The sequence below is a fragment of the Haloarcula sp. 1CSR25-25 genome, from assembly GCF_032027985.1.
Taxonomy (GTDB): Archaea; Halobacteriota; Halobacteria; order Halobacteriales; family Haloarculaceae; genus Haloarcula.
In genome coordinates this window covers 45,336-65,738 of the sequence record NZ_JAHYBW010000004.1, presented here as the reverse complement: position 1 = coordinate 65,738, position 20,403 = coordinate 45,336, and the positions used below count along the sequence as shown (strand labels likewise).

Sequence of the window (20,403 nt, the reverse complement as noted above, 5' to 3'; positions counted from 1 at the left end):
GCCGTCGGAGGACACTCAGGGTTTCTGCTCCTGTGCGGACTCGCGTTCGTCTTCGAGGTCCATTTCAAGCCCAATCGTCGAGGCCTCTGCACGGACGGCTTCGGCGTCGATACTGGTTACCTCGCCGCGTTCCATCAGCACGTTCCCGTCGACCATCGTGAAGCGAACGTCGTCGCCGTGGGCCGCAAACACGAGATGGGAGAGCACGTCGTGCAGCGGCGTCGCCCGCGTGAGGTCCGTATCGAGGCCGACGATGTCAGCGCGCCAGCCCTCACGAATCGCGCCAAGTTCGTCGAAGCCGGCGGCCTTCGCGCCGTTTCGCGTCGCCATCTCGAAAATCTCGGCCGCCGGCGTCACCGTCGGGTCTAGCTGGTCGACCTTCTGGAGGAGGCTCGCCTGACGCATCTCGGTGAACGCGTCGAGCGTGTTGTTACAGGGCGGTCCGTCGTTCCCGATTGCCACGTTGATACCCCGGTCGCGGTAGTCCCAGACCGGCGCGATACCGCTGGCGAGTTTCATGTTCGATGACGGGCAGTGAGTGACGTGGGTCCCCGTCTCGGCGAGGACTTCCCGTTCGCTCTCGTCCGTCCAGACGCAGTGGGCCAGCACTACGTCCTCGCCGGTGAGACCCACCTCGTCCAGCCAGTGGATGTTGCGCATCCCGGTGTCCTCTTTGACCGTCTCGATCTCGCTTCGATTCTCACTGGCGTGGGTGTGGATGCGGACGCCGTCGTATTCGTCCGCGAGCTCGCGCGCCCCGCGGAGACAGGCTTCACTACAGGAGACGGCAAAGCGAGGGGTGACGGCGTACCGGATCCGGTCGTTGTAGGCACCGTGGTACTCCCGGATGAGTCGCTCGGATTCCGCCAGTGCGGCCTCCGTGTCCTCTAGGAGGCCGTCCGGCGAGCGCTGGTCCATCAGCACCTTGCCGAGCACGCCGCGGATGCCGACCTCGCCCGCCGCCTCGAAGGCGCGGTCCGCGTGGGCGACCGAGAGGTGATCGATACAGGTCGTGGTCCCGCTTTCGACCATCTCCAGATAGCCCAGTTTCGCCGCGACTTCCATCTCGTCGGCGGTCAGAGAGGCTTCCATCGGCAGGATGTAGTCGAACAGCCAGTCGAGCAGGTCCGTGTCGTCGGCGATACCGCGGCCGAGACTCTGCACCGAGTGGATGTGGCCGCCCACGAGTCCCGGCAACAACACGTCGTAGGACTGGTGCTCGTGGTCGGCGTATTCCGCTTCGAGGTCCCCGCGGGAACCCACAGCCGCGATCCGGTCGCCGGAGACGACGACCGCCCCGTCCTGCAGGACGGTCTCAGAGTCCGCAACGACAGTCCCAGTGAGTAACATACGTCCTGCAAAACGGTCTCAGCATAAAGAAGGTCTACATAGGAAGACGACCACAGAGAGCGTGACCTCCGGCCACAAACGTGTGGCACTCCCTGTTGGGCGTGTGCTTCGGGGTGGCGTCATCTTTGCGAGCGGTCCCGTGTCCGTTTCTTCCGCGTGATGTATCCGGTGAGCCGAGTTCGGATGCGAAACGAGTCCACGCCGGCGAGTCGCTGAACGAGGCGAGTGTTCGTCTCGTACTGGTCAGTGAACAACTCGGGATACTCCGACAGCAGCCTGTCGCCGGTGTCGATTATCTCCTGGGGGTCGGCCTCCATGGATGTGAGACTCACGGAGAAGGGCTGTTAACTGCTTTGCCCACAGAATCGACCGCCGACTGTGGCTCAGTTGTCCATCGACGGTTTCGGTGGCGTGTGTCGCTTGTGGCGGGTCCTGGCACACCACCGAATCGCTCGCTCGACCACAGATTCGTCGACGCCGACTCTGTCGGCCACCTCCGGCGCGGACCAGTCTCTGTCGACCGCGAAATGGAGGATGCTGTCGAGCGCCCGCTGGTCGATACCCAGTTCCGCCGCGTCAGCTGCACCAGTGTGTGCCACGGGATGAGTGGGGTGCTCGAGGAGCCCCGAGGGAACGGCGAGCGCATCGGCCAGGGCCTCGATCTCAGTTCTGTAGAGATCACCGAACAGCGACAGGTCGGCGCCGTTCTCGCCGTACTTCGCAACGGCGCCCAGGAGTCGGTCTGTCCGCGGGACGGTTCCCACGACCAGTTCGTTTCTGGTGTTTGCCACGTAGTACTTACACGCCATCCGGAAGCGTTCGCCGGCGTTTCGCATCGCCACGAGGTCGTCGGTGGGCTCACCGGTCTCGCCGACGACCCGCTGGAACGCCGTCAGCACCGGCTGCAGGTGGAGCCGGTGGCAGTCGATGTCAAGCAGCGACGCGACGGTTTCGGCAGTCCGGGCAGGCCCCTCGTCGCTTAGCTGTACCGGCATCACCAGTCCGGTCACGCAGTCTGGCCCGACTCCGTCGGCGACTAGCGCCGCCGCCACCGTCGACTCGATACTGCCGTCGAGGGGAACGACCACCCCGTCCGCCGCTGCTTCGGCGACCTGGTCCTCCACGAACGCCGGGAGGACTCCCTGTATCCGTCTGGTCGCCGCCTTCGACGTGGCCAATCCGTGCTCCTCACGCGGGAGTGTGAGCGTGTGAGGGTGCGTCGTATCACTCACAGGCTCTCCTCCATCCTAGCCGAGATGCGACTATCGAAGCGCGTACATTGAACCAGCCCAATCATGGTGCAAGATAGGCCGCTGGCGTCCTATAACTGTTGTCGACAAAGGTCTTGGGTGTCTTTGGTATCCTCGATACACCTTAAACACGATATAGAACCGTCTAAATTTTTATCAGCTTTTCTACTAATACTCTCACAAATTAGAGCAGATGGTTATTAGATGATATGCATCGACTCTGATATTACGTATTCATCAAATCCTGGCCGAGAAGGTGGGATGCTGAGAGGGGCGAGAACGCGCGAAAGGCGGTGTTCTGAAAGACACACTGCTCTCATCGGCGAGTGGCCACACCGGATGGCATCGGGATACGTTACGTGGCCGGTCTGGTCGTTTCTACGGACTGCTCGGTGACGACCAGTTCCCGGTTGGCGATTCGGTCGACAATCGTGCTGCTTTCTAGCCGGTCCGAGACGACATCGCCGTCATCAGTGCAGCGTCTGACTGCGTAGGCGTCCATCGCGTTCCGGTTCTCGGTGACAGGTTCGACAGCTTCGAGTCGCTCATCAGTGACGGTGTCGCGATAGGTGACCCCGGGGACGAAACTGACACTCGGGACACCTGTCGGCCAGTCCCAGGTGAACTGCTTGTGGTACTGGTCGAACTGCCAGACGAGACGGTCGACAGGGGTCTCTGTTTCGAGAGCGGCGTTGGCGGCCGCCTCCAGCGTCCGGTCCCAGTAGTCTATGACGCACGATTTGAGCTCCGCCTGGAGTTGCCCCTCGATCATCTTCTGTTCGATCGGATACCGCAGTTCGATAGCGACGATGGCGTGGCGGTCGAGATGGGTGAGACAGCGCTGGCACTCCATTTCAAACACGGAGAGACCAAGCGGCCGCTCAGCCGTGAGATGGACGAGTTCGTTCCCACAGTTCGGACACCACAGGAACAACACGTCGTCGTGACCGTCGGTCAGGTCCGCCAGAACAGTCAGGTCGTCGAAGGCCCTCTCCCCGCCCGAGTCCTTTGACTCGACGGGGTCGCCTGTCGCACTCTCGGGGGTGTCGTCGGCGTACTTCGCGAGTTTGCGGTCTTTCAGCAGTGATTTAACGACCGAATCGTACGAGGAATGTGACTCCGCGTTCCGTATCTTTTCTAATTCCGTTTTCGTCCATTCTTTGACCCGTATATTCGCCATCTGACTTGGAATTGAGATAAATGCTAATAGTATTTGTGTATAAATCTCCTAAAAGTGAAAATACGCCTATCACATAGGTCATGCTAATGAGGAGGAGGAGCGCGGAACCGGGCCGGGAGGTCATGGTCGGTAAGACTACCCGGATTCGGACAGAGCGTCAGTCAGCCGAGGCCTGTTTCTCGTTGGCGACGGTCCACTGGGTCGGGTCGATCTCGCGTCCGTCAAAGGCTGTGTATTCAGGGTACGCAGTAAACACCAGGTACTCGGTGCCCTGCTGTAGATACTCGATAAGGGTGTGGAGATTGTCGTCGTCGAGGCCCCCCAGGCCGTCGACAAGCAGGAGTGGCACAGCGTCGCCGACGTCGAACGACTCGCGGCCGGCCAGCGCTGCCACGAAGCCGATGAGTTCGAGCTCGCCCTCGCTGAGGGCGTCCAGACTCGCTTCCTGACCGTCGCGGGCGACCACGACGTCGAAGTCCGCAGTGAGTCGAGCCGTTTCGAATCCCGTCCCGAACCGGGAGAGGATGTCCCGCATCGCCGTATCGAACGCGTCCCGCGCTTCGCGCTTGATCCGGTCTTTCCGGGTTCGAAGCTCCGCGAGGTCCTCACGCACGGCTTCGAGTTCGGGTTCGAGCGCGTCGACGCGGGCCGCTCTCGTTTCGAGTTGGGACAGTTCGTCGGCGGTGTCTTCGAGTTCCGCCTCGCGGTACTTGATCTCGCTTTCCACATCGGAAAGCTCCGCAACCGTCTCATCCACACGGTCGGAGAGTCGTTCGGCGTCTGCCTGAGCCTGTTCGAGTCTGTCTCTGGCCGCTTCGAGGCTCTGTTTCCGATCGGCCAGTGTCGCCTCTAGGTCAGCGATTTCCTCCTCCAAGTCTGCTTTACGCTGGCGAGCCTGGCTGACTTCCTCGCGCTGTGTTTCCAGTTCCTCGACGGTGTCCCGATAGGTCTCTTTCTGTGCGCGCATCGCCGTGAGTTCGCTCCCGATCGCATCCAGTTGGTCGGCCAAGTCCGCTCGTGACGTCTCACTCCCACACGTCCAGCAGGCGACGGTATCGCCGTCGAGGTTGCGCTCCACGTCAGTAAGCAGGTCTAACCGGTTCTCGCTGAGGACCATCTCGGTTGCCGAGTAGACGGACTGGAGCACCTCGCCGTCTCGCTCTACTTGCGAGAGGCGCTCCCGCGCCGCCGCGAGTTCGTCCTCGATATCATCGTACGCCGGGACTTCGAGGTCGTCGAGAGCATCCCGCCGTTCCGAGAGGCGCTGTTCGGTCCGCTCGATACTCTGTTCGAGTCGTTCGATGCGGTTTCTGACCTGGTTCTGTTCGGTCCGGGCCTGGCTGAGTTGATCGCGAGCAGACTCCGAATTCCCGTCGCTTCCGTCCGCAGTGTCGATCGTCTCGCGTTTGGCCTGTAGCTCCTCGATTTCGTTTTCCAGGCGCGTCACCTTCTCCTGAACGCTCGGAAGCCGCTTTTTCGCCTCGCGCGCCTGCGCGAGTTGGGTTTCGAGCTGTTCGCGCTCCCGCTGTAACGACTCGACCTGTGCATCGATGTTCTGGAAGTCGAGCGGACGCAACAGCACGTCTTCGAGGTTCTCCCCTGCCCGAACGGCGCGACGGATCGCATTACGTTCGTCCAAGCACGCGAACAGCTCAGCGCGGATAGCGTCGTACTCGTCGGTGAGATACGGCTGTCCGTGTCGAGTCACGGTGCCGTTCTCGCGGGTGAGCGTCACGTCGTAGACACCAGTCGGCGTTTCGAGGTGGACCGCACCGCTCTCGGCCCCTTCAGTCAGTTCGGTGGAGACGCCAAGCGCCGTTTTGATCGATTCGATGAAGCTCGATTTCCCCTGCCAGTTCGAGCCACGGACGACGTTCAGTCCCGGCGCTACCGTCGCCGATCCATCTAAGATACCAGCGATTCGTTCGATTTCGATGGTCCAGGTCATGAATCACGTGCTGACAGATTCGGGCTCCGGTGTTGCTTGCAGACGTACCCACGTTCGAGTGCGACATCGAACGGAACACGGGTCGGGCAGTCAGGACATCCGAGTTGTATCTGGGCATCTATCTCTGCGGCGTCACCGCCGTCGATATCGCCTTTCTTCGCGAGCGAAGACAGCGCCGTTTCGGCCTTCCGTTCGGCGACGGCTTTGGCCGTTTCGACGCTCTCGCGCTCCCAGTTAGTCGTCGCCTCCTGGGGCTCTTTTCGACCGTCCAAACAGTCGTTGAGGTGGGTCCGCATCGTTCCCCACGACACCATGTCATCGTAGAGCGCCTCGCCGGGAACACCCGTAGCTTGCAACCGCTCGAGGAGTTCGTTCCGAGGGAGGGCTTCGTCGCCCCGCAACGTCTCGTAGTCACTGTCTATGCGGGTGTCAAGGGATTCGCGACCGTGTTCGGTGTAAACCTGTTTGAGGAGCCGTTTATTGAACCACGCCGTCAATGACCGATACCCCATTTCAGTTCGGTCGTCCGCGCCGGTCCAGCGTGCCAGCAGGCCCTCATCGAGGGAGTCGTAGACCGGGTCCGCCGACGCTAACCCGTACGTATCGATAACCGCGTCTACTTTACAACCGGAGTCAGCAGCCATTATCCGGGTATTTTGACCTGCTCAGTAATAGTTTTTCACAGACAGTACGGTTTCAGTCTACGTATGCTCCGAATCAGGTGGAGAGACACATCCTCAGTGTGTGTTCACCAAGACAGACAGGCTGAAATAAAAAGCCCAGTTTCCGAACAACCACACCTGCCATGTGCAAGTGATTTAAACTACCGTAGTTATATTCTGCTACTCTTTTTGATTTATTATACCATCGTAATAAGGAGAAAGAAAACATCAGAAGACCGAATATCACCGTCTTAGGAAGTGTAAATATACTGTTCTCTTTCCACAATAATATATGTAATAAAATGTAGGTATATATAATAATAAGTTGTATATTTTCTAATTAGTATTTCAATATTATACTAGTTTCACAGATTTATAATCTTAGCAAAAGTGCAGAGATGTCCTCTGGGGTACGGGTCAAGGATAAAAGCCACTTAGCACCCAGTATACTGTTACTACTAACGTGCATAGAGCCGCGACAGCGTCGCAATCAAGTCAAACGTTTATACGGCCTGTCGCGTAAGTAGCCCAGTATGCGGAAGTTGGCCGGTGAGATTGGACCGGCACCGACGGGGAGTGAAACGGTCGCCTCGAAGATTAGGGTACTGTTAGTCGATGACTACGGAGAGTTCCGGCGAACGACGGCTGAGCTGCTGGAACACGAGAACGACCGTATCGAGGTCATAGAAGCCGCAAGCGTCGAGGATGCGCTCAGTTACTTCGATTCCGAGTCTATCGACTGTATCGTCAGTGACTACGAGATGCCAGAGACTAACGGGATTGAGTTCGTTGAAGCGGTGCGTCAGTCCAACGGCGACCTCCCCTTCATCCTTTTAACTGGCCAGGGGAGCGAGAAACTGGCCAGCGAAGCGGTATCGGCCGGCGTCACCGATTACTTCGTCAAGGGTGGCGGGCCGGAGCAGTACGCGGTGCTCACAAACAGAATCGAGAACGCGGTGGAATCACACCGGTTCCGTCGAGAGACGGCGCGACTGTCCCGGATTAATTCACTCTTCCGGGAAATCAATCGGCAGGTCCTGCGTGCCTCAACGGCCGAAGCAATCAAAGAGGCTGTATGTGAGATTCTGACCAGTTCGGATGCCTACCAGTTCGCCTGGATCGGGGAACGAAACAAGGCGGGTGACATCGTTCCAACAGCAGGCGGTGGCGGCGCACTCGAATTCGTCGAGGAAATGCTCTCTCGCCATGGCCGCTCGGTGTTCGAAGACGGGCCGTTCGGCCGTGCAATCGAAACAGGCGAGCGGCAAGTGGCGTCCGACATCCGTATCGAATCGTCGGACCAGCCCCGGGACGAGATCGTATCGGAGTACGGGGTTCGGTCGATGATCGCTCTCCCCATTCAGTACACGGGATCAGTACAGAGTGTGATTTCCATATACGCGGACACCCCTTTCGCGTTTGATGAAGCTGAGCAGACTGTGCTGACAGAACTCGCGGAAATCATCGCCGATGGCCTCCATTCGACCGCGACGCGCGCCGAACTCGAAATACGGGAAGAGGTCCTGCGAACGATTACCGAGGTGTTCACGACGCGGGAAGGGTCATTACAAGAACAGATAGCGGACCTCATGCAGGTCGGACGGGGCGTGCTGGGGACCGAGTACGCGACGCTCTCGCATATCAACGGCGTGGAATACGATTTCGAGGTCCTCCAGACGCCCGACGAAACGATATTCTCCGGTGGAACCATTCCGCTGTCGGAGACCCCTTGTGCGAAAGCTATTATGAACGGGGAAACAGTCGTGATAGCAGACGCCGGCGCCGAGTGCGGCGGCAGCGGTCGGAATCTCATGTGGGACGACGGGGTCAATCAGTATCTGGGGACGCCACTCAATGTCGGTGGGAGCATCTACGGCACGCTCTGTTTCTACGGGTCCGGGACGAGCGGTGACGGGTTCTCGGACTGGGACGTGACGCTCGTGGATCTGTTGAGCAAGTGGATCGGAAACGAACTCCAGACCCAGCGAGCGGAGATGGGCTTTACACAGCTGTATGAAACGGCAACCGATCTCCTGGGGGTGACATCAGAGGAGGAAGCGGCCCGGATTGTCGTGTCACGGACGCGCGATACCATCGGACTCCCGGAGGTTGTGTTGTACGCGTTCGACAGCGACACGAACGCTTTTCGCCCGCTCGCGGCTACGGAAACAGACGAGCACGAAGCCATCCCAGCCGACGGCGATAGCCCCGTGAGTTCAGCCTTTTTTGCCGAGGAAACCATCGTCTGCGATGAGAACTCTACTTCGAGAGCAGGGGAAGACATGATTGCTGACGGAAAGGCCGTGTTTGTCCCGCTGGGGGACCACGGGGTTCTCCGAGCCGGCGACACAGTCGGCGGCGTGTTCGACACCCAGACACGTCGGATTACCGAACTTCTCGGTGCGACGATCCGGACAGCGTTCGATAGGCTGAATTACGAGACGGAACTCGAAGACAGACAGCGAGACCTGGAACAGCAGACGGTGCAACTCGAACAGATGAACCGGCTGACTGAGCTGAGTCAGAAAATCCACGAGCGGGTGCTCAGAGCGGACAGTCGCTCGGAGATAGAGCAGGCAGTGTGTGACCAGTTGGTCGCGTCCGATATCTGTTCGTTCGCCTGGATTGGCGAGTCCGAATCCGACAGCGACCGGGTCACACCACGGACGTGGGCCGGGACTGACCGCGGCTTTCTCGAAGAGTCCCGCACACCCGCGAACGAGACACCACCACCGCCAGCGGTTCAGGCGGCTCGCACCAACGAGCAGACGCTGAACAACAACATTGCGGACGGGCTCAGGGGGAGAGGGTGGCAGCGGCGGCTGCTGGAACGGGGTTTCCAATCAGTCCTCAGCATTCCGCTCAGCTACCAGCAGCTCTCCTACGGCATACTGACCGTATATGCGAAGACGCCGGACGTTTTTGATTTGCCCACACAGTCAGTGCTCGAAGAAGTGAGCGAGACAGTCGGATACGCTATCAACAGCATCGAGACCAAGCAAGGGCTCGTCGCGGACCGTGCCATCGAGGTCTCACTGGAAGCAACTGAGTCTGACGACATTCTCCATCGGATTGCAGACGTCGTCGAGGCGGAAATCACGTTCGAGGGCATCGTCCCGCAGGGAGATAGCAGCTGTATCGTGTTTTTCAGCACTGGCGCTCTTCCTGATGATCTTCAAACCTGTTTAGACGTCCTGCCCCGGATTCAGCGATTGGAGTGTTTAACAGACGCCGAGGACACGAATCTGTTTGAAGCGACGGTTTCAGGCACCCAACTCGCATTGACCGTCGCTGAACAGGGTGGGGCACCACACCTAATCCAGTCCGACGGTGAGACACTGAGAATCCAGCTTGAGGTCCCACAAACTGTCGATATCCGTCAACTCATCGCAGAATTACGGCGTTCGTGCCCGGATATCGAACTCGTGAGCCGTCGGAAGCGGGAACGTGGTGTCCAGACCCGTGAGTCGTTCCAGTCAGAGTTGGCATCCCAGCTGACACCCCGTCAGTTTGAGGTACTGCTTGCAGCTTACTATAGTGGATTCTATCAATCGCCCCGAGACAAGACGGGCCAGGAAATCGCCGATACACTCGATATTTCACAGCCGACGTTCAGCCACCACCTTCGTGTAGCGACCCGAAAGCTACTCGAGCAGTTGTTTAGCGAAGGCGGAACGACAAAGCATCTAGATAGATAGGGTTCACCGTCTGAGTTTACTAGTCTGATAGGGTATATGCTGATACGGGAGTACGGTCATACACAGAACAATGAGTCTGGAGTGGAACGAGACAGAAACTGTCTTTTGGGCAGACCAGTACGAATCACCGAGTGAAGCGATTGTAGCCGCCATCGCGACCAAGGAACGCGTGATGGAAACAAGTCTCCCGCCGTTGTACAACCAGATCGACCCGGATGCCCTCGATACGCTCGTCGCTGGGCAGTCCAACGACAGCATTCAGATCAGTTTTAGATACAGCGGGTACACTGTTCGGATTCGAGACAGCGAGAGAATCGAGATCACGCCGACGTAATCGGCTAGCAACCCCCTACTGGTTCTTAAGTAAGCGGATAACGAGAAGCCCTGGTAAGAGAGCATTCTGTCAAGACGATGGGTGATAGCAAAACAGAACCTACGCGGGCAGAGGACCGAGCTTGCAGGTCCATCATTGAGCAGTCGAGCGATCAACCCGACCAGTTGACGATATTTGCCGCCACGAATCAAAGGAACGCAGACGCCTCAGCGTGGATTACAGCCACAGAGGATTCGTTCGTTTACCTGTCTTTGGTACGGTAGCTAACGTGCAGTCCTACGCTAAAAGTGTGGAATGTTTGAACGAGTGTAGTAGCGCCGGCGTTGATTGGTCCTTATTTTATAGGCCCCTCTGACAACTGCAGCGTGTTTTCTGTACCGCCTGTCACCGGTCAGGTGGACCGCGTGGCACCGTCGTTTCCACTGGGACTATACTACAATATTAATATGAGACTATGTAGTCTCCGTTTATCCTGTTTGGAGTTCAATAGAGTTATCTTAATATATTTTACACTGATGAAAGTCGCGCCAGGGTATAGTCTCAGATAGGCAGAAATAGATCTTAGTGTAAACGATAACCCACAGTACGGCGCTTTTGTATGCAGCGATATTTTTGCGTATTCCAATCCGTTGTAGTTGGGTCGTATAGTAGAACAAATATGTCCAAGTTTGACAGAGCAACGGATTGTATGACGACCTTGCCCGACTAGTGGCGTACTGGCGTCCTGTATATCCTTCAAGTAGCTATTTCTTACTCAAGAATCAGAGGGTAACGGGGGTGTAACAAAAGGTTACCCCGGGGTTCATGTATATATGTCGCTCTCGCGGCCTGAACACAAACCAATGCTGCAATCGAGGTCATGAGCGAACCGATGGTAGAGGAAGAACCAGAGCTCACGCGCGATCAGATGTTCGATATTCTCAGCAGCTCTAGGCGTCGGTATACCCTTTATTATCTACGCCAGCAAAGGGAACCCGTCCAACTGACCGATCTTGCTGAGGAGTTGGCTGCGTGGGAGAACGACACGACCGTCGAGGAGCTATCCTCGCAGGCGCGAAAACGGGTGTACGTCTCACTGTACCAGACCCACGCTCCGAAGCTCCAGGAGGCGGGGCTGATAACGTACGACGCTGATACGGGTGAGATAGCTCTTCGAGAGGATGCACCGGAGGTCGAGCCGTTCATCAGCAATGGCGATGATGAATCAAAATGGTACCAGTATTACGGGGTTGTCGCCCTGTTGAACGCACTGTTACTCTTGGGGGCAATTATCGGAATTCCACCGCTCAATGCAATCAGTCCGCTTGTTATCGGATTAGTCGTGATTAGTTCATTCCTCGTGCTATCTATTACTCACGCAATTACCAGACGGCGAAATAAAAACGACAGGGGCTTTGATATCGGCGAGCCTTGAGCTGTGGAATGTGATGAAAACACCCCCCAAAGGATGTGTTATTCTTCGTCGTCGGCCGCACCGTCCGGCAGGAGCTGGTCGGGCGACCGCTTGTACATCGGAGTGCTCGCGAATTCCGCAATCCGTTCCATTTCGCTGTCGGAGATATGTTCCGGCATACACTGCCACGTATGACTGTCACAGTTTAGTAATTGAGTTCATATTGGAGGTAGTCGTATTCTTCTATAGGAACAATTGACACGCCGATTGCATTGCAGTCGTGTGATTAGGTTTAGATAGCTTTTTAATGGCTATTTCAGGGGCCAGTCAGTCGCCTATTCTCGAGGCGGGTCGTGTCGAATCCGTGGGCCTCAGCGGTTATTCCCTCCACATTTTCAACGGTGGACAGGAATTCTTGTATGCATTGTTACATCAGCATCCACCCGGAGTGAATTAGAACTTGATGCCGGAATGAGCCGGAAAGAACGGTGTGACCGGAACCATCCCGGCTCATCGTCAAAGTGGAGAGAGCGATCCGAGTCGACAGCGACTTAACAGGGCACGAGCGTCCCTGAGGGGGGGTGGTAAGGATTGGGCCGGTGTTGTGGGTGTCGGGTAACTGCCCTCTCCGTTGGTATCTTATCGGCAGGGGTGTATTGTTATAATCGTGTTATTCCAGCACAGCAGAGCCTACTACTCCCACCATACGTCGGGAACGGGGTACCCAACTCTACCCACAGGCCCCGAATCACCCCTGAGATGCGGTATTACCACATCTTAGTGGATATTGCCGATTTGCAATACACGGGTAATATCGATTTCAGTTGGGGGAGCACGAACAGGAATTCGGGATGGTGGAAGTTCGAATACAGAACCACCATCCATGCTGTCGTCCTCTGGAGACGTACAGGGTTGCACTGATTCAATAAGGATCATGTGGCCGTGCCAAACGACTATCCGACCAGCTTACAACGTTACTGAATAGTGTCAGGACCCAGGATTCTGGATATTTCATTGTAGTAATTCCGTCTTACCGTCAAAGATTTGTCTGCTTTTGCGACGTAGGTTAGTGGAATGGAGTAGAGAAAGTTGGTAAGTAAGTACAGCTATATGGTATATTAATTTAGCACATAGTGACACAATCTTTAATGTAGTAATTGTTCCTTTCCGGGATATGTCTGATATTAGCGCAGTACAGGACCAGTCTAAAGACTATCTTAATTCAAGATTGAAACCACAACGGTGGTTCCATGACACGCGCGAGACACACGAGCCACTGAGACTGTGTAGAATCGGAGGTTTGCACGGAGTGACAGCCGAATGATGACCTCCGAAGAGTGGAAAGACGTACCGACGGATCCGGACTGGGAATCTGACCTCGGTTACGAGTTGGAAGAGCTAACCGTTGTCAAGTCTTCGACCGATTCGCAGTTGATATTTTTGCCGGAACACGAGTCCCAGCTCGGTGAAGAAGAGTTCATTGTCATTCACTCGGATTCGCTCCGGGATCTGCGGCGATAGCTGAGCAACGGTACAGTTAAACAGTGTGTGGTTCGACCGGTGCAAGACAGTATCGCATTACTAGCAGCATTACAATGAGGTATCTGGGGATGCGTTTGAGTGATGAAAGCAGTAGTTCTCGCGGCAGGGAGGGGAACACGCCTTCGACCACTAACTGATGACCTCCCGAAAGCGTTAGTTGACATAGATGGACAACCGCTTCTGACACATTGTCTTGACGAGCTCGTCTCGCTCGATGCGGACGAGTTTGTTATCGTCGTCGGTTACCGGAGCGAACAGATTATCGATTATTACGGTAACTCGTACAATGGTGTCCCCATAACATATGTCCATCAGGAAGAAACTGCTGGGCTCGCACACGCGCTGTTGCAGGCGGAACCAGAAATCGAGGACGACTTTATGTTGATGCTGGGAGACAACGTGTTTCGGGGGAACCTCGATACTGTCGTGCAACGACAACGAGAGCAACGTGTCGACTGTGCGTTCCTGGTTGAGGAGGTTCCGGAAGACGAAGCGTCCAGATACGGCGTTTGTGTGACGAATAAATACGGTGAGATAGTCAACGTGGTCGAGAAACCCGATGATCCCCCGTCGAACCTGGTCATGACCGGCTTTTACACGTTTTCACCGGCTATATTCAAAGCATGTAGCCTGGTGCAGCCCTCTGACCGCGGCGAATACGAACTCAGCGATGCGATCGACTTACTGATGGACAGCGGGAGAACAATCGACGCTGTTCGTCTCGACGGGTGGCGTATCGACGTTGGGTATCCTGAAGACCGAGATGCTGCAGAGCAGCGGCTTTCAGAAGAACAACCTACTCCAACCCCCGACGGCGGGAACCCCCAGTCGGTAGAACCCTCCACGACGGATGACGACTGATGTGGCCCTGGGAGCACCTGTCTGTTAGCTATATAGCGTACTCGATCGCAGTACGTGGAAGTCGACGTCGGGCACCGTCCCCAACAGAAAGTTACGCGCTTCTTGTTGGTGCCCTGTTCCCCGATCTCGTCGATAAACCTGCTGGCTGGTACTTTCACGTGTTCCCATCGGGGGTGTCAGTCGCTCATTCGGTGTTTATTGCAGTGCCGCTATCGCTTACAATACTACTTGTCTGCCGTTACTGGGACTATCCGGGCGTCGGGACAGGCTTCGGTGTTGGCTACCTTCTCCATTTACCACAAGATGCGGTATACGGGACAATCACGTCTGGGTCGTCACCCACGTACAGGGTTTTTCTCTGGCCAGTCGCTCCCCTACAATCGGACACGTATGGCGGGTTTCTCGCGAACGTACGGCACTATTTCGGTTCGTATCGAGAGTTACTAGCGGACCCAAATGCAGTATGGTTCGTCGGCTTCGAAATACTGCTTCTCTCAGTGGCAGTGTTCCTTTGGTTCGTGGACGGAGCGCCCGGCTGGAAGGTTGTCCGTGGGCAGTTACCGACACGGTGGCTGCCGCTGTAGGTGGTATCCACGTCGCCTTCACAGACCGCGAGCTATAGTATCAATTGAAACGGGGGACAAACCGATCGCATTGCAGTCGTGCGATCGGGTGTGTAGCGATTTCCAATGGCTACTATACTAGTAGCATAACAAAGCAGGGAGGTGTATATTAGTAGGCTATGTGCGCTGCTTGGGCTCGACAGTTCATTGGGGTCTTCATCGTCTGGCTTTCGGCGACATTGGGAGGCATGGTAGCGATCGGTCTCTGGAACCCACTATTGTACTACCTGCTCAGCTACGCAGGCTTTCTGTTTGCAGTCGAACTCAGTAACCCGGATGGTGTCCGACCGAAAAATCACAAGCGGCTGCGATGGGTTTCTATGGGTGGGTTCGTGGTGTTCGTCTACGCGGTCGTTTCGTGGGTGCAGGCAGTAATTTCGACCGTGGCGGCTTAGGCTAAACACATGAATGCGTTGCCTACTCATGGCAAGATATGTATACTAATATCTTGAAAGAGACATTACCTCCGTAGAAAGAATTGCATGGTATCGGTCAGCGTTATTATCGCGACACTGAAGTCGCGGGACGAAATCGAAACGATACGTTGCCTCGAAAGTCACGGGTTCGACGACTACGAGGTGATCGTGTGTGATGAGAGCCCGGTGACACGAGCACGAAATGAGGGAATTAGACGGGCGTCTACAGACAAGCTCATTTTCCTCGATGACGATTCTCGACCGCGGCCGGGTTATCTTCGAAGAGCCAACGAGGTCCTCGAAAGAGAAGCGGCATACGCCGGTCGAACTATCCATCCATTCGATGATGTATTCGCCCGCCATTTCACCAACCACTACGACTGGGGCGAGGACCCTTGCTACGTCAACCGCTTTTGGGGGTGTAATATGGGCGTTCACAGGAGAGTTTTCGAGACGGTCGGAGGCTGGGACGAACAGATGGGGTGGGGCCACGAAGAAAAAGAACTCGCGAGGCGAGTCAGAAGTGGATTTAATATTCGGTACGACCCCGAGCTCGTTGTCGAACACCCGTACGCGTCGTCTATTACGGAGTACTGGAAGAAACAGTATAAACTCGAAACCAAGAGTCCATACTACTGGTCGAAGTGTGACATCTCGCGGGCGGTTCAGCTCGAGAATATCGTCTGTGAGGCGCTCGACCCGCTGAATTACATCAGGAGAACGCCAGTAGCGACTGTTACAGAAGCGGGCAGTACCGTTGCAAAGACAGTCGGACGTATTCGGGGATTGCTTGAAGGCACCCAGCGCGGAGAAGATGTAGGTGAGATTCCGGATATCGGTCGAAGAACCGAATCGCCTCCAGAGCTATTTGACTAGCTCAGGTTCGGATCTGTTCGCTGTATAGAGTGTTACCAATCGCACAGCTACCGGCGTCGTGATTTGCGTCCATTCCTTCTGAGGAGACAGTGTTGGGGAGAAGGCCCTCAGAGTTAGCCGCCAAAGCCCTGTTCACCGTACCCGTCCTCACCGTAACCACGATAGAAGACCTCCCGTTCCAAGAGCACGGCAACCCCAAACGAGAGTGCGGTCGCGATGAGAGCTAAAACGGTCCGTCGGGTCGCCTGCTCCGACTCCGACGACTGGGTCTCGTCGTCTGTAGACATCAATACAGTGCCGCAGTGTCCCTCGCTACAGTGGCTCCGCTTCGTTGACAACTGTCTCGATTCATCGTTATCAATAACCCAGAGACGGAGAGCGTTTTAGTAGACAGGTCATACCGTCGTGTACGCCGCTTCAAGAACCCGATCTCTGTTCCGGACAGATGCGGGACCTCCTGCCTGACTCAGAGACGTGTCCCGCATTGAGTGGGGAACTGGTACGACAGGCCACGGTTTTTCAATTAAGGTACGAGGGTGATTAGCCAACAGAGAGACAGATACCTGGATCGTCTTCTAGTTGTCCGACTGTGGTGGTTAAGAGTCATTTAATATCGCGGGTGTGGACTAAAATTACGACAGATAGCCGCTTACACCTCTTTGTACGAAGTGTGTTAGACGATTATTCTGATTGCTGCGACAGCACTGAAACAGCAGCGTGCCGGTGGAAACAGCCTGGGTGAATCAGTACGAGGTTACTACTATTGAGGCTACTCTCCCACCTTCCATCGATGACCTACACTGTCGCAGTCATTGGGACCGGTGCCGATCCGGACGACCCGGATACCGACGGGTTCGCAATGGCATACAGGCACGCTGGCGCGTACAGACGGTTGGACTCGTGTGAACTCACCGCCTGTTCCGACGTAATTCCGGAGAACGCGAAAAACTTCGGTAAACGATGGGACATCCCGGACGGGAACGTCTACACGGACACCGAGAAGATGCTCGATGCCGTCGAGCCTGATATTGTCAGTATCTGCGTTCCGCCTCACATTCACGCGCCTGTCGTGATGACATGTGCTGAGAGCGGAGTGATGGACGCCATCCACTGCGAGAAACCGATGGCGACGAGATGGGAGGACTGTCAGAAGATGGCGTCTGCCTGTGAGCGGGCCGGCATCCAACTCACGTTCAACCACCAGCGCCGGTTCGGAAGGCCGTTTCGGAAGGCCAAGTCACTGCTGGAAGACGGTAAAATCGGCTCCTTGGAGCGAATCGAACTCGGTGGAAAGAATCTATTTGATTACGGTTCGCACCTGTTTGACCTCTGTGGGTACTTCACTGACCAGGCGATGTCGAAGTGGGTAATGGCTGGTATCGAGTACAGCGAAGAGAACGTGCAGTTCGGTGCCCACAACGAAAACCAGGCCATCGCACAGTGGCGGTACACGAACGGGGTCAACGGGCTCGCTTCGACGGGAGATGGAGGGATTGTCGATTGTCAGATGCGGTTGCTCGGGTCGGACGGGCTGATCGAAATCGGTGGTGAGGTACCGCTACGGGTTCGAACCGGCAAAAAGTGGAAGACAATCGACACGAGCGGAGAAGACGTACACGGGCCCAGAGAGACGATTTTCGATGCCGCAAAACAGAAGCTCAGTGCCCGAATACCGGGTGCGTCTGTCGAAAACGCCAGGCCCGAGACCTACATCGACCGAGCAATAGAGGACACCGTCGACGCACTTGCGACGGGACGCGAACCCGAGCTTTCAGCCGACAACGCGCTGCAGGCAACGGAGCTGATATTCGGTTGCTGGGAGTCCGCACGTAGATGTGGCCGTGTCGATTTCCCGCTGGAGATCGACGACAACCCACTGGAGTCGATGGTCGAAAGCGGGCAAGTGCTCACTGCTGACAGTCAATAGGTCGCAGTTCACCTCGACCAGTTACACACTGTAAAAGAGTATCAGTCCCCACCCTGACAATTCGGCTGCGTTACAGTTTACAGCGCCCATAACAAACAGATGGTATCCGAAGTATGTAGCAACAGACAGTCAATGCAGGAACAGCAATACAGAGTATGTAGTCGGTGGACCACGCTGGGATCCGGTAATCCGCCTGGTGGTGTGGGTCATCAGACACACCCTGGAGAGTACGGAGGACGATGCTAGACAAACTGAAACGGCTCATTAAGCGACTGCTCCCGGCCAGTGAAAACGTCATGGAGCAGGCTGTGAAGAGTGGCGTTTGGGTCGGCATGATGAACGTCACGGAACGGGGATTAGAGCTACTGTTGCTCGTCATCGTCGCTTCACTCTTGTCTCCGCGTGCGTTCGGGCTGATGGGAATCGCACTGTTAACGCTCTCGTCGCTCAAGAAGTTCTCCGAACTGGGGATCAAATCCGCCCTGATACAGGCCGAGGAGGACAACGTAGACGACGAGCTCAACACCGCCTGGACGATTGAAACCACCAGGGGAACGGTGATCGCCGTGATACTGTTCCTAGGTGCCCCGTTCATCGCGTCGGTTTTCAACGAGCCGTCGGCGACTGATCTGTTTCGGGTCATCGCACTTTCACCGTTAATAGTCGGGTTGCGGAATCCTGCAGTCGTATATTTCCAGAAGAGTCTTGATTTCCACAAGGAGTTCGTGTACAGAGTAAGCGGCGCAGTCGCGTACTTCACGGTCACTGTGGGCTTGGCCCTCTATGACCCGACCGTCTATGCACTGGCTATCGGATACATCGCCGGCGACGTAGCCCGATTCGTCGTCTCGTACCTGGCGGACGGATACCGTCCGTGGCCCTCGTTCAACCTCGATGTCGCGAAAAAGCGCTTCAGTTTCGGGAAGTGGGTCACGGCCAACTCGATCCTGTATTTCCTGTACAGCAGGGGGGACGACGCGTTCGTCGGCTGGGCACTCATGGCGAGTGCACTTGGATTTTACCAGCTCGCCTATCGACTCTCGAATGCGCCAGCGACCGAAATCACGCATACCATCTCTAGTGTGACGTTCTCGGCATATTCGAAGGTGCAGAACGACGTAGAGAAGCTTCGATCGGGATACTTCCAGACACTCAGGATGACCACGCTGGCTTCCTTCCCGGCGGCGATGGGAATCGCGGCTGTCGCACCCGCGTTCGTCGAGACGTTTTTCACCCCCGAGTGGCGGCCCATGATACCGGTGATGCAGTTGTTAGCTATTTACGGTCTGTTGCGCTCGATGGGGGCGACGATGGGCCCCGTTTGGAAGGCGGTCGGGCGGCCTGATTACATTGCAAAGCTCTCTGCTGTACGTGTGATTCTTATTGCTATATTTATCTACCCGGTCACGATGATGTATGGCATCGAAGGTACCTCGGCTCTCATTACTGGGGTCTACATCTTCCCGATGATGCCGATAGACGTCTATCTCATCGCCCGGACAGTCGAGGCGTCCCCGATTCGGGTCCTCAGAGAGGTATCGTATCCACTCGTGGCAAGTCTCGGGATGGCCGCTGCGGTGACCTACATGTATCAGACAGTGACGCTCAATGCACCGCTACTGGAGTTTATCCTGTTGGTACTCGTGGGTATCGGGGTCTACGTGGCCCTGGCCCTGGCACTCATGTTCAGTTTCGATTGGGAAGTGAAACAGAACCTCGAATCTATCTTCGATGCGCTCGCGTGATCAAAATGAGACAGATAATCCAGCAAACCACCGGACGGATGAGGAGCCAGCGATGAAGCGACGGACAGTACTTGCCGGCGTCCTGCCGCTGTTACAGGGTGGGCGCTGGTTGGATTGGTTGTTGCTCGTCAATCAAGGGGAGGTCGTTCGAAAGCGTTTCCTCGGTATTGCCGGCGAAGAAACGACCGAGATCGTCGTTAACACGGGCGACCAAACGACTGTCTCATCCCAACACGAGGATTTGCTTGGACGGTCACCGGGAGACATCTCGGCCGAGACTGCAAACACCCTCCGGGAGACGTACGATTCCATACAGTTCCAGACAACAATCAATCACCACGACGACGGAGTCGACGTCTTTGGTCGAACCGGGACGATAGAGTATTCGACATCAAGAGCCCTCTACAGTGGCCTCGCCGTCGGTGATCACATTTCGTTCCAGACGTCCCTTCTGGATCGAGACACCATTATTTCGCTTTCATGTCGTGCTGGCGAAGAAGAGTCCCTCCAGCGCCGGTGTCGTGTCGGTGTCGAAGACCCGACATCGGACAGATAGCAGCGCACGGAACCGACTATTAGCAATTTCAGTGGCATAACC

Annotated in this window: 17 protein-coding genes; 10 read left to right on the top strand and 7 right to left on the bottom strand. The window is 56.1% G+C overall.

Annotated elements, in window-relative coordinates:
- Positions 1–15 precede the first annotated feature (15 nt).
- From KZ498_RS13155 to rdfA, 6 genes are all read right to left on the bottom strand, one after another.
- Positions 16–1,350 carry a 5'-deoxyadenosine deaminase gene (locus KZ498_RS13155; RefSeq protein ID WP_312619382.1) on the bottom strand — a complete coding sequence of 445 codons (1,335 nt, stop codon included), beginning with the start codon at positions 1,348–1,350 and terminating at the stop codon, positions 16–18.
- Between the two features lie 119 nt (positions 1,351–1,469).
- On the bottom strand, positions 1,470–1,667 hold the full coding sequence (locus KZ498_RS13150; RefSeq protein WP_312619381.1) for a 30S ribosomal protein S17: 198 nt from the start codon (positions 1,665–1,667) through the stop codon (positions 1,470–1,472).
- Positions 1,668–1,733: 66 nt separating this feature from the next.
- A complete protein-coding gene (gene nadE, locus KZ498_RS13145) occupies positions 1,734–2,582 on the bottom strand; it encodes an NAD(+) synthase (protein WP_312619380.1) in 849 nt (282 codons plus the stop codon).
- 373 nt (positions 2,583–2,955) lie between these two features.
- A complete protein-coding gene (locus KZ498_RS13140; protein WP_312619378.1) occupies positions 2,956–3,780 on the bottom strand; it encodes a hypothetical protein in 825 nt (274 codons plus the stop codon).
- 157 nt (positions 3,781–3,937) lie between these two features.
- Positions 3,938–5,728 carry an archaea-specific SMC-related protein gene (locus KZ498_RS13135; protein ID WP_312619376.1) on the bottom strand — a complete coding sequence of 597 codons (1,791 nt, stop codon included), beginning with the start codon at positions 5,726–5,728 and terminating at the stop codon, positions 3,938–3,940.
- Positions 5,725–6,372 carry a rod-determining factor RdfA gene (rdfA, locus tag KZ498_RS13130; RefSeq protein WP_312619375.1) on the bottom strand — a complete coding sequence of 216 codons (648 nt, stop codon included), beginning with the start codon at positions 6,370–6,372 and terminating at the stop codon, positions 5,725–5,727. The genes KZ498_RS13135 and rdfA overlap by 4 nt, the downstream gene beginning before the upstream one ends.
- 551 nt (positions 6,373–6,923) lie before the next feature.
- Here rdfA and KZ498_RS13125 point away from each other — a divergent pair.
- The 7 genes from KZ498_RS13125 (at position 6,924) to KZ498_RS13100 (ending at position 16,133) form a co-directional block, all read left to right on the top strand.
- Positions 6,924–10,088 carry a GAF domain-containing protein gene (locus KZ498_RS13125; protein ID WP_312619374.1) on the top strand — a complete coding sequence of 1,055 codons (3,165 nt, stop codon included), beginning with the start codon at positions 6,924–6,926 and terminating at the stop codon, positions 10,086–10,088.
- Positions 10,089–10,158: 70 nt separating this feature from the next.
- The gene (locus KZ498_RS13120) at positions 10,159–10,422 is read left to right on the top strand and encodes a HalOD1 output domain-containing protein (protein ID WP_312619373.1); all 264 of its coding nucleotides are present in this window, start codon (positions 10,159–10,161) and stop codon (positions 10,420–10,422) included.
- A gap of 871 nt (positions 10,423–11,293) precedes the next feature.
- The gene (locus KZ498_RS13115) at positions 11,294–11,836 is read left to right on the top strand and encodes a hypothetical protein (RefSeq protein WP_312619372.1); all 543 of its coding nucleotides are present in this window, start codon (positions 11,294–11,296) and stop codon (positions 11,834–11,836) included.
- A gap of 1,302 nt (positions 11,837–13,138) precedes the next feature.
- Positions 13,139–13,336 (top strand): hypothetical protein, encoded by a 198-nt coding sequence (locus tag KZ498_RS13110; protein WP_312619371.1) that lies wholly within the window; start codon positions 13,139–13,141, stop codon positions 13,334–13,336.
- Positions 13,337–13,438: 102 nt separating this feature from the next.
- A complete protein-coding gene (gene aglF, locus KZ498_RS13105; RefSeq protein ID WP_312619370.1) occupies positions 13,439–14,218 on the top strand; it encodes a UTP--glucose-1-phosphate uridylyltransferase AglF in 780 nt (259 codons plus the stop codon).
- Complete coding sequence (locus tag KZ498_RS24695) at positions 14,218–14,802, top strand: metal-dependent hydrolase (RefSeq protein WP_396276125.1); 585 nt, start codon at positions 14,218–14,220, stop codon at positions 14,800–14,802. The genes aglF and KZ498_RS24695 overlap by 1 nt, the downstream gene beginning before the upstream one ends.
- A gap of 521 nt (positions 14,803–15,323) precedes the next feature.
- The gene (locus KZ498_RS13100) at positions 15,324–16,133 is read left to right on the top strand and encodes a glycosyltransferase (protein ID WP_312619369.1); all 810 of its coding nucleotides are present in this window, start codon (positions 15,324–15,326) and stop codon (positions 16,131–16,133) included.
- A 113-nt stretch (positions 16,134–16,246) separates the two neighbouring features.
- Here KZ498_RS13100 and KZ498_RS13095 read toward each other — a convergent pair whose 3' ends face one another.
- Entirely contained in the window at positions 16,247–16,420 is a 174-nt protein-coding gene (locus tag KZ498_RS13095; protein ID WP_312619368.1) for a hypothetical protein, read from the bottom strand.
- A gap of 503 nt (positions 16,421–16,923) precedes the next feature.
- On the opposite strand from KZ498_RS13095, the gene KZ498_RS13090 reads away from it, so the two are divergent.
- The 3 genes from KZ498_RS13090 to KZ498_RS13080 all read left to right on the top strand — a co-directional run bounded on the left by KZ498_RS13090 (position 16,924) and on the right by KZ498_RS13080 (position 20,361).
- A complete protein-coding gene (locus KZ498_RS13090; RefSeq protein WP_312619366.1) occupies positions 16,924–18,060 on the top strand; it encodes a Gfo/Idh/MocA family oxidoreductase in 1,137 nt (378 codons plus the stop codon).
- A gap of 239 nt (positions 18,061–18,299) precedes the next feature.
- Positions 18,300–19,805 carry a lipopolysaccharide biosynthesis protein gene (locus tag KZ498_RS13085; protein WP_312619365.1) on the top strand — a complete coding sequence of 502 codons (1,506 nt, stop codon included), beginning with the start codon at positions 18,300–18,302 and terminating at the stop codon, positions 19,803–19,805.
- Positions 19,792–20,361, top strand: a complete 570-nt coding sequence (locus KZ498_RS13080) for a hypothetical protein (RefSeq protein WP_312619364.1) — start codon at positions 19,792–19,794, stop codon at positions 20,359–20,361. Before KZ498_RS13085 ends, KZ498_RS13080 begins: the two co-directional genes overlap by 14 nt.
- The last annotated feature ends 42 nt before the right edge of the window (positions 20,362–20,403 follow it).

Coding starts and splice junctions, on each gene's coding strand:
- KZ498_RS13155 (WP_312619382.1), bottom strand. CDS start 1,350: ATGTTACTCACTGGGACTGTCGTTGCGGACTCTGAGACCGTCCTGCAG.
- KZ498_RS13150 (WP_312619381.1), bottom strand. CDS start 1,667: ATGGAGGCCGACCCCCAGGAGATAATCGACACCGGCGACAGGCTGCTG.
- KZ498_RS13140 (WP_312619378.1), bottom strand. CDS start 3,780: ATGGCGAATATACGGGTCAAAGAATGGACGAAAACGGAATTAGAAAAG.
- KZ498_RS13135 (WP_312619376.1), bottom strand. CDS start 5,728: ATGACCTGGACCATCGAAATCGAACGAATCGCTGGTATCTTAGATGGA.
- rdfA (WP_312619375.1), bottom strand. CDS start 6,372: ATGGCTGCTGACTCCGGTTGTAAAGTAGACGCGGTTATCGATACGTAC.
- KZ498_RS13125 (WP_312619374.1), top strand. CDS start 6,924: ATGCGGAAGTTGGCCGGTGAGATTGGACCGGCACCGACGGGGAGTGAA.
- KZ498_RS13120 (WP_312619373.1), top strand. CDS start 10,159: ATGAGTCTGGAGTGGAACGAGACAGAAACTGTCTTTTGGGCAGACCAG.
- KZ498_RS13115 (WP_312619372.1), top strand. CDS start 11,294: ATGGTAGAGGAAGAACCAGAGCTCACGCGCGATCAGATGTTCGATATT.
- KZ498_RS13110 (WP_312619371.1), top strand. CDS start 13,139: ATGACCTCCGAAGAGTGGAAAGACGTACCGACGGATCCGGACTGGGAA.
- aglF (WP_312619370.1), top strand. CDS start 13,439: ATGAAAGCAGTAGTTCTCGCGGCAGGGAGGGGAACACGCCTTCGACCA.
- KZ498_RS24695 (WP_396276125.1), top strand. CDS start 14,218: ATGTGGCCCTGGGAGCACCTGTCTGTTAGCTATATAGCGTACTCGATC.
- KZ498_RS13100 (WP_312619369.1), top strand. CDS start 15,324: ATGGTATCGGTCAGCGTTATTATCGCGACACTGAAGTCGCGGGACGAA.
- KZ498_RS13095 (WP_312619368.1), bottom strand. CDS start 16,420: ATGTCTACAGACGACGAGACCCAGTCGTCGGAGTCGGAGCAGGCGACC.
- KZ498_RS13090 (WP_312619366.1), top strand. CDS start 16,924: ATGACCTACACTGTCGCAGTCATTGGGACCGGTGCCGATCCGGACGAC.
- KZ498_RS13085 (WP_312619365.1), top strand. CDS start 18,300: ATGCTAGACAAACTGAAACGGCTCATTAAGCGACTGCTCCCGGCCAGT.
- KZ498_RS13080 (WP_312619364.1), top strand. CDS start 19,792: ATGCGCTCGCGTGATCAAAATGAGACAGATAATCCAGCAAACCACCGG.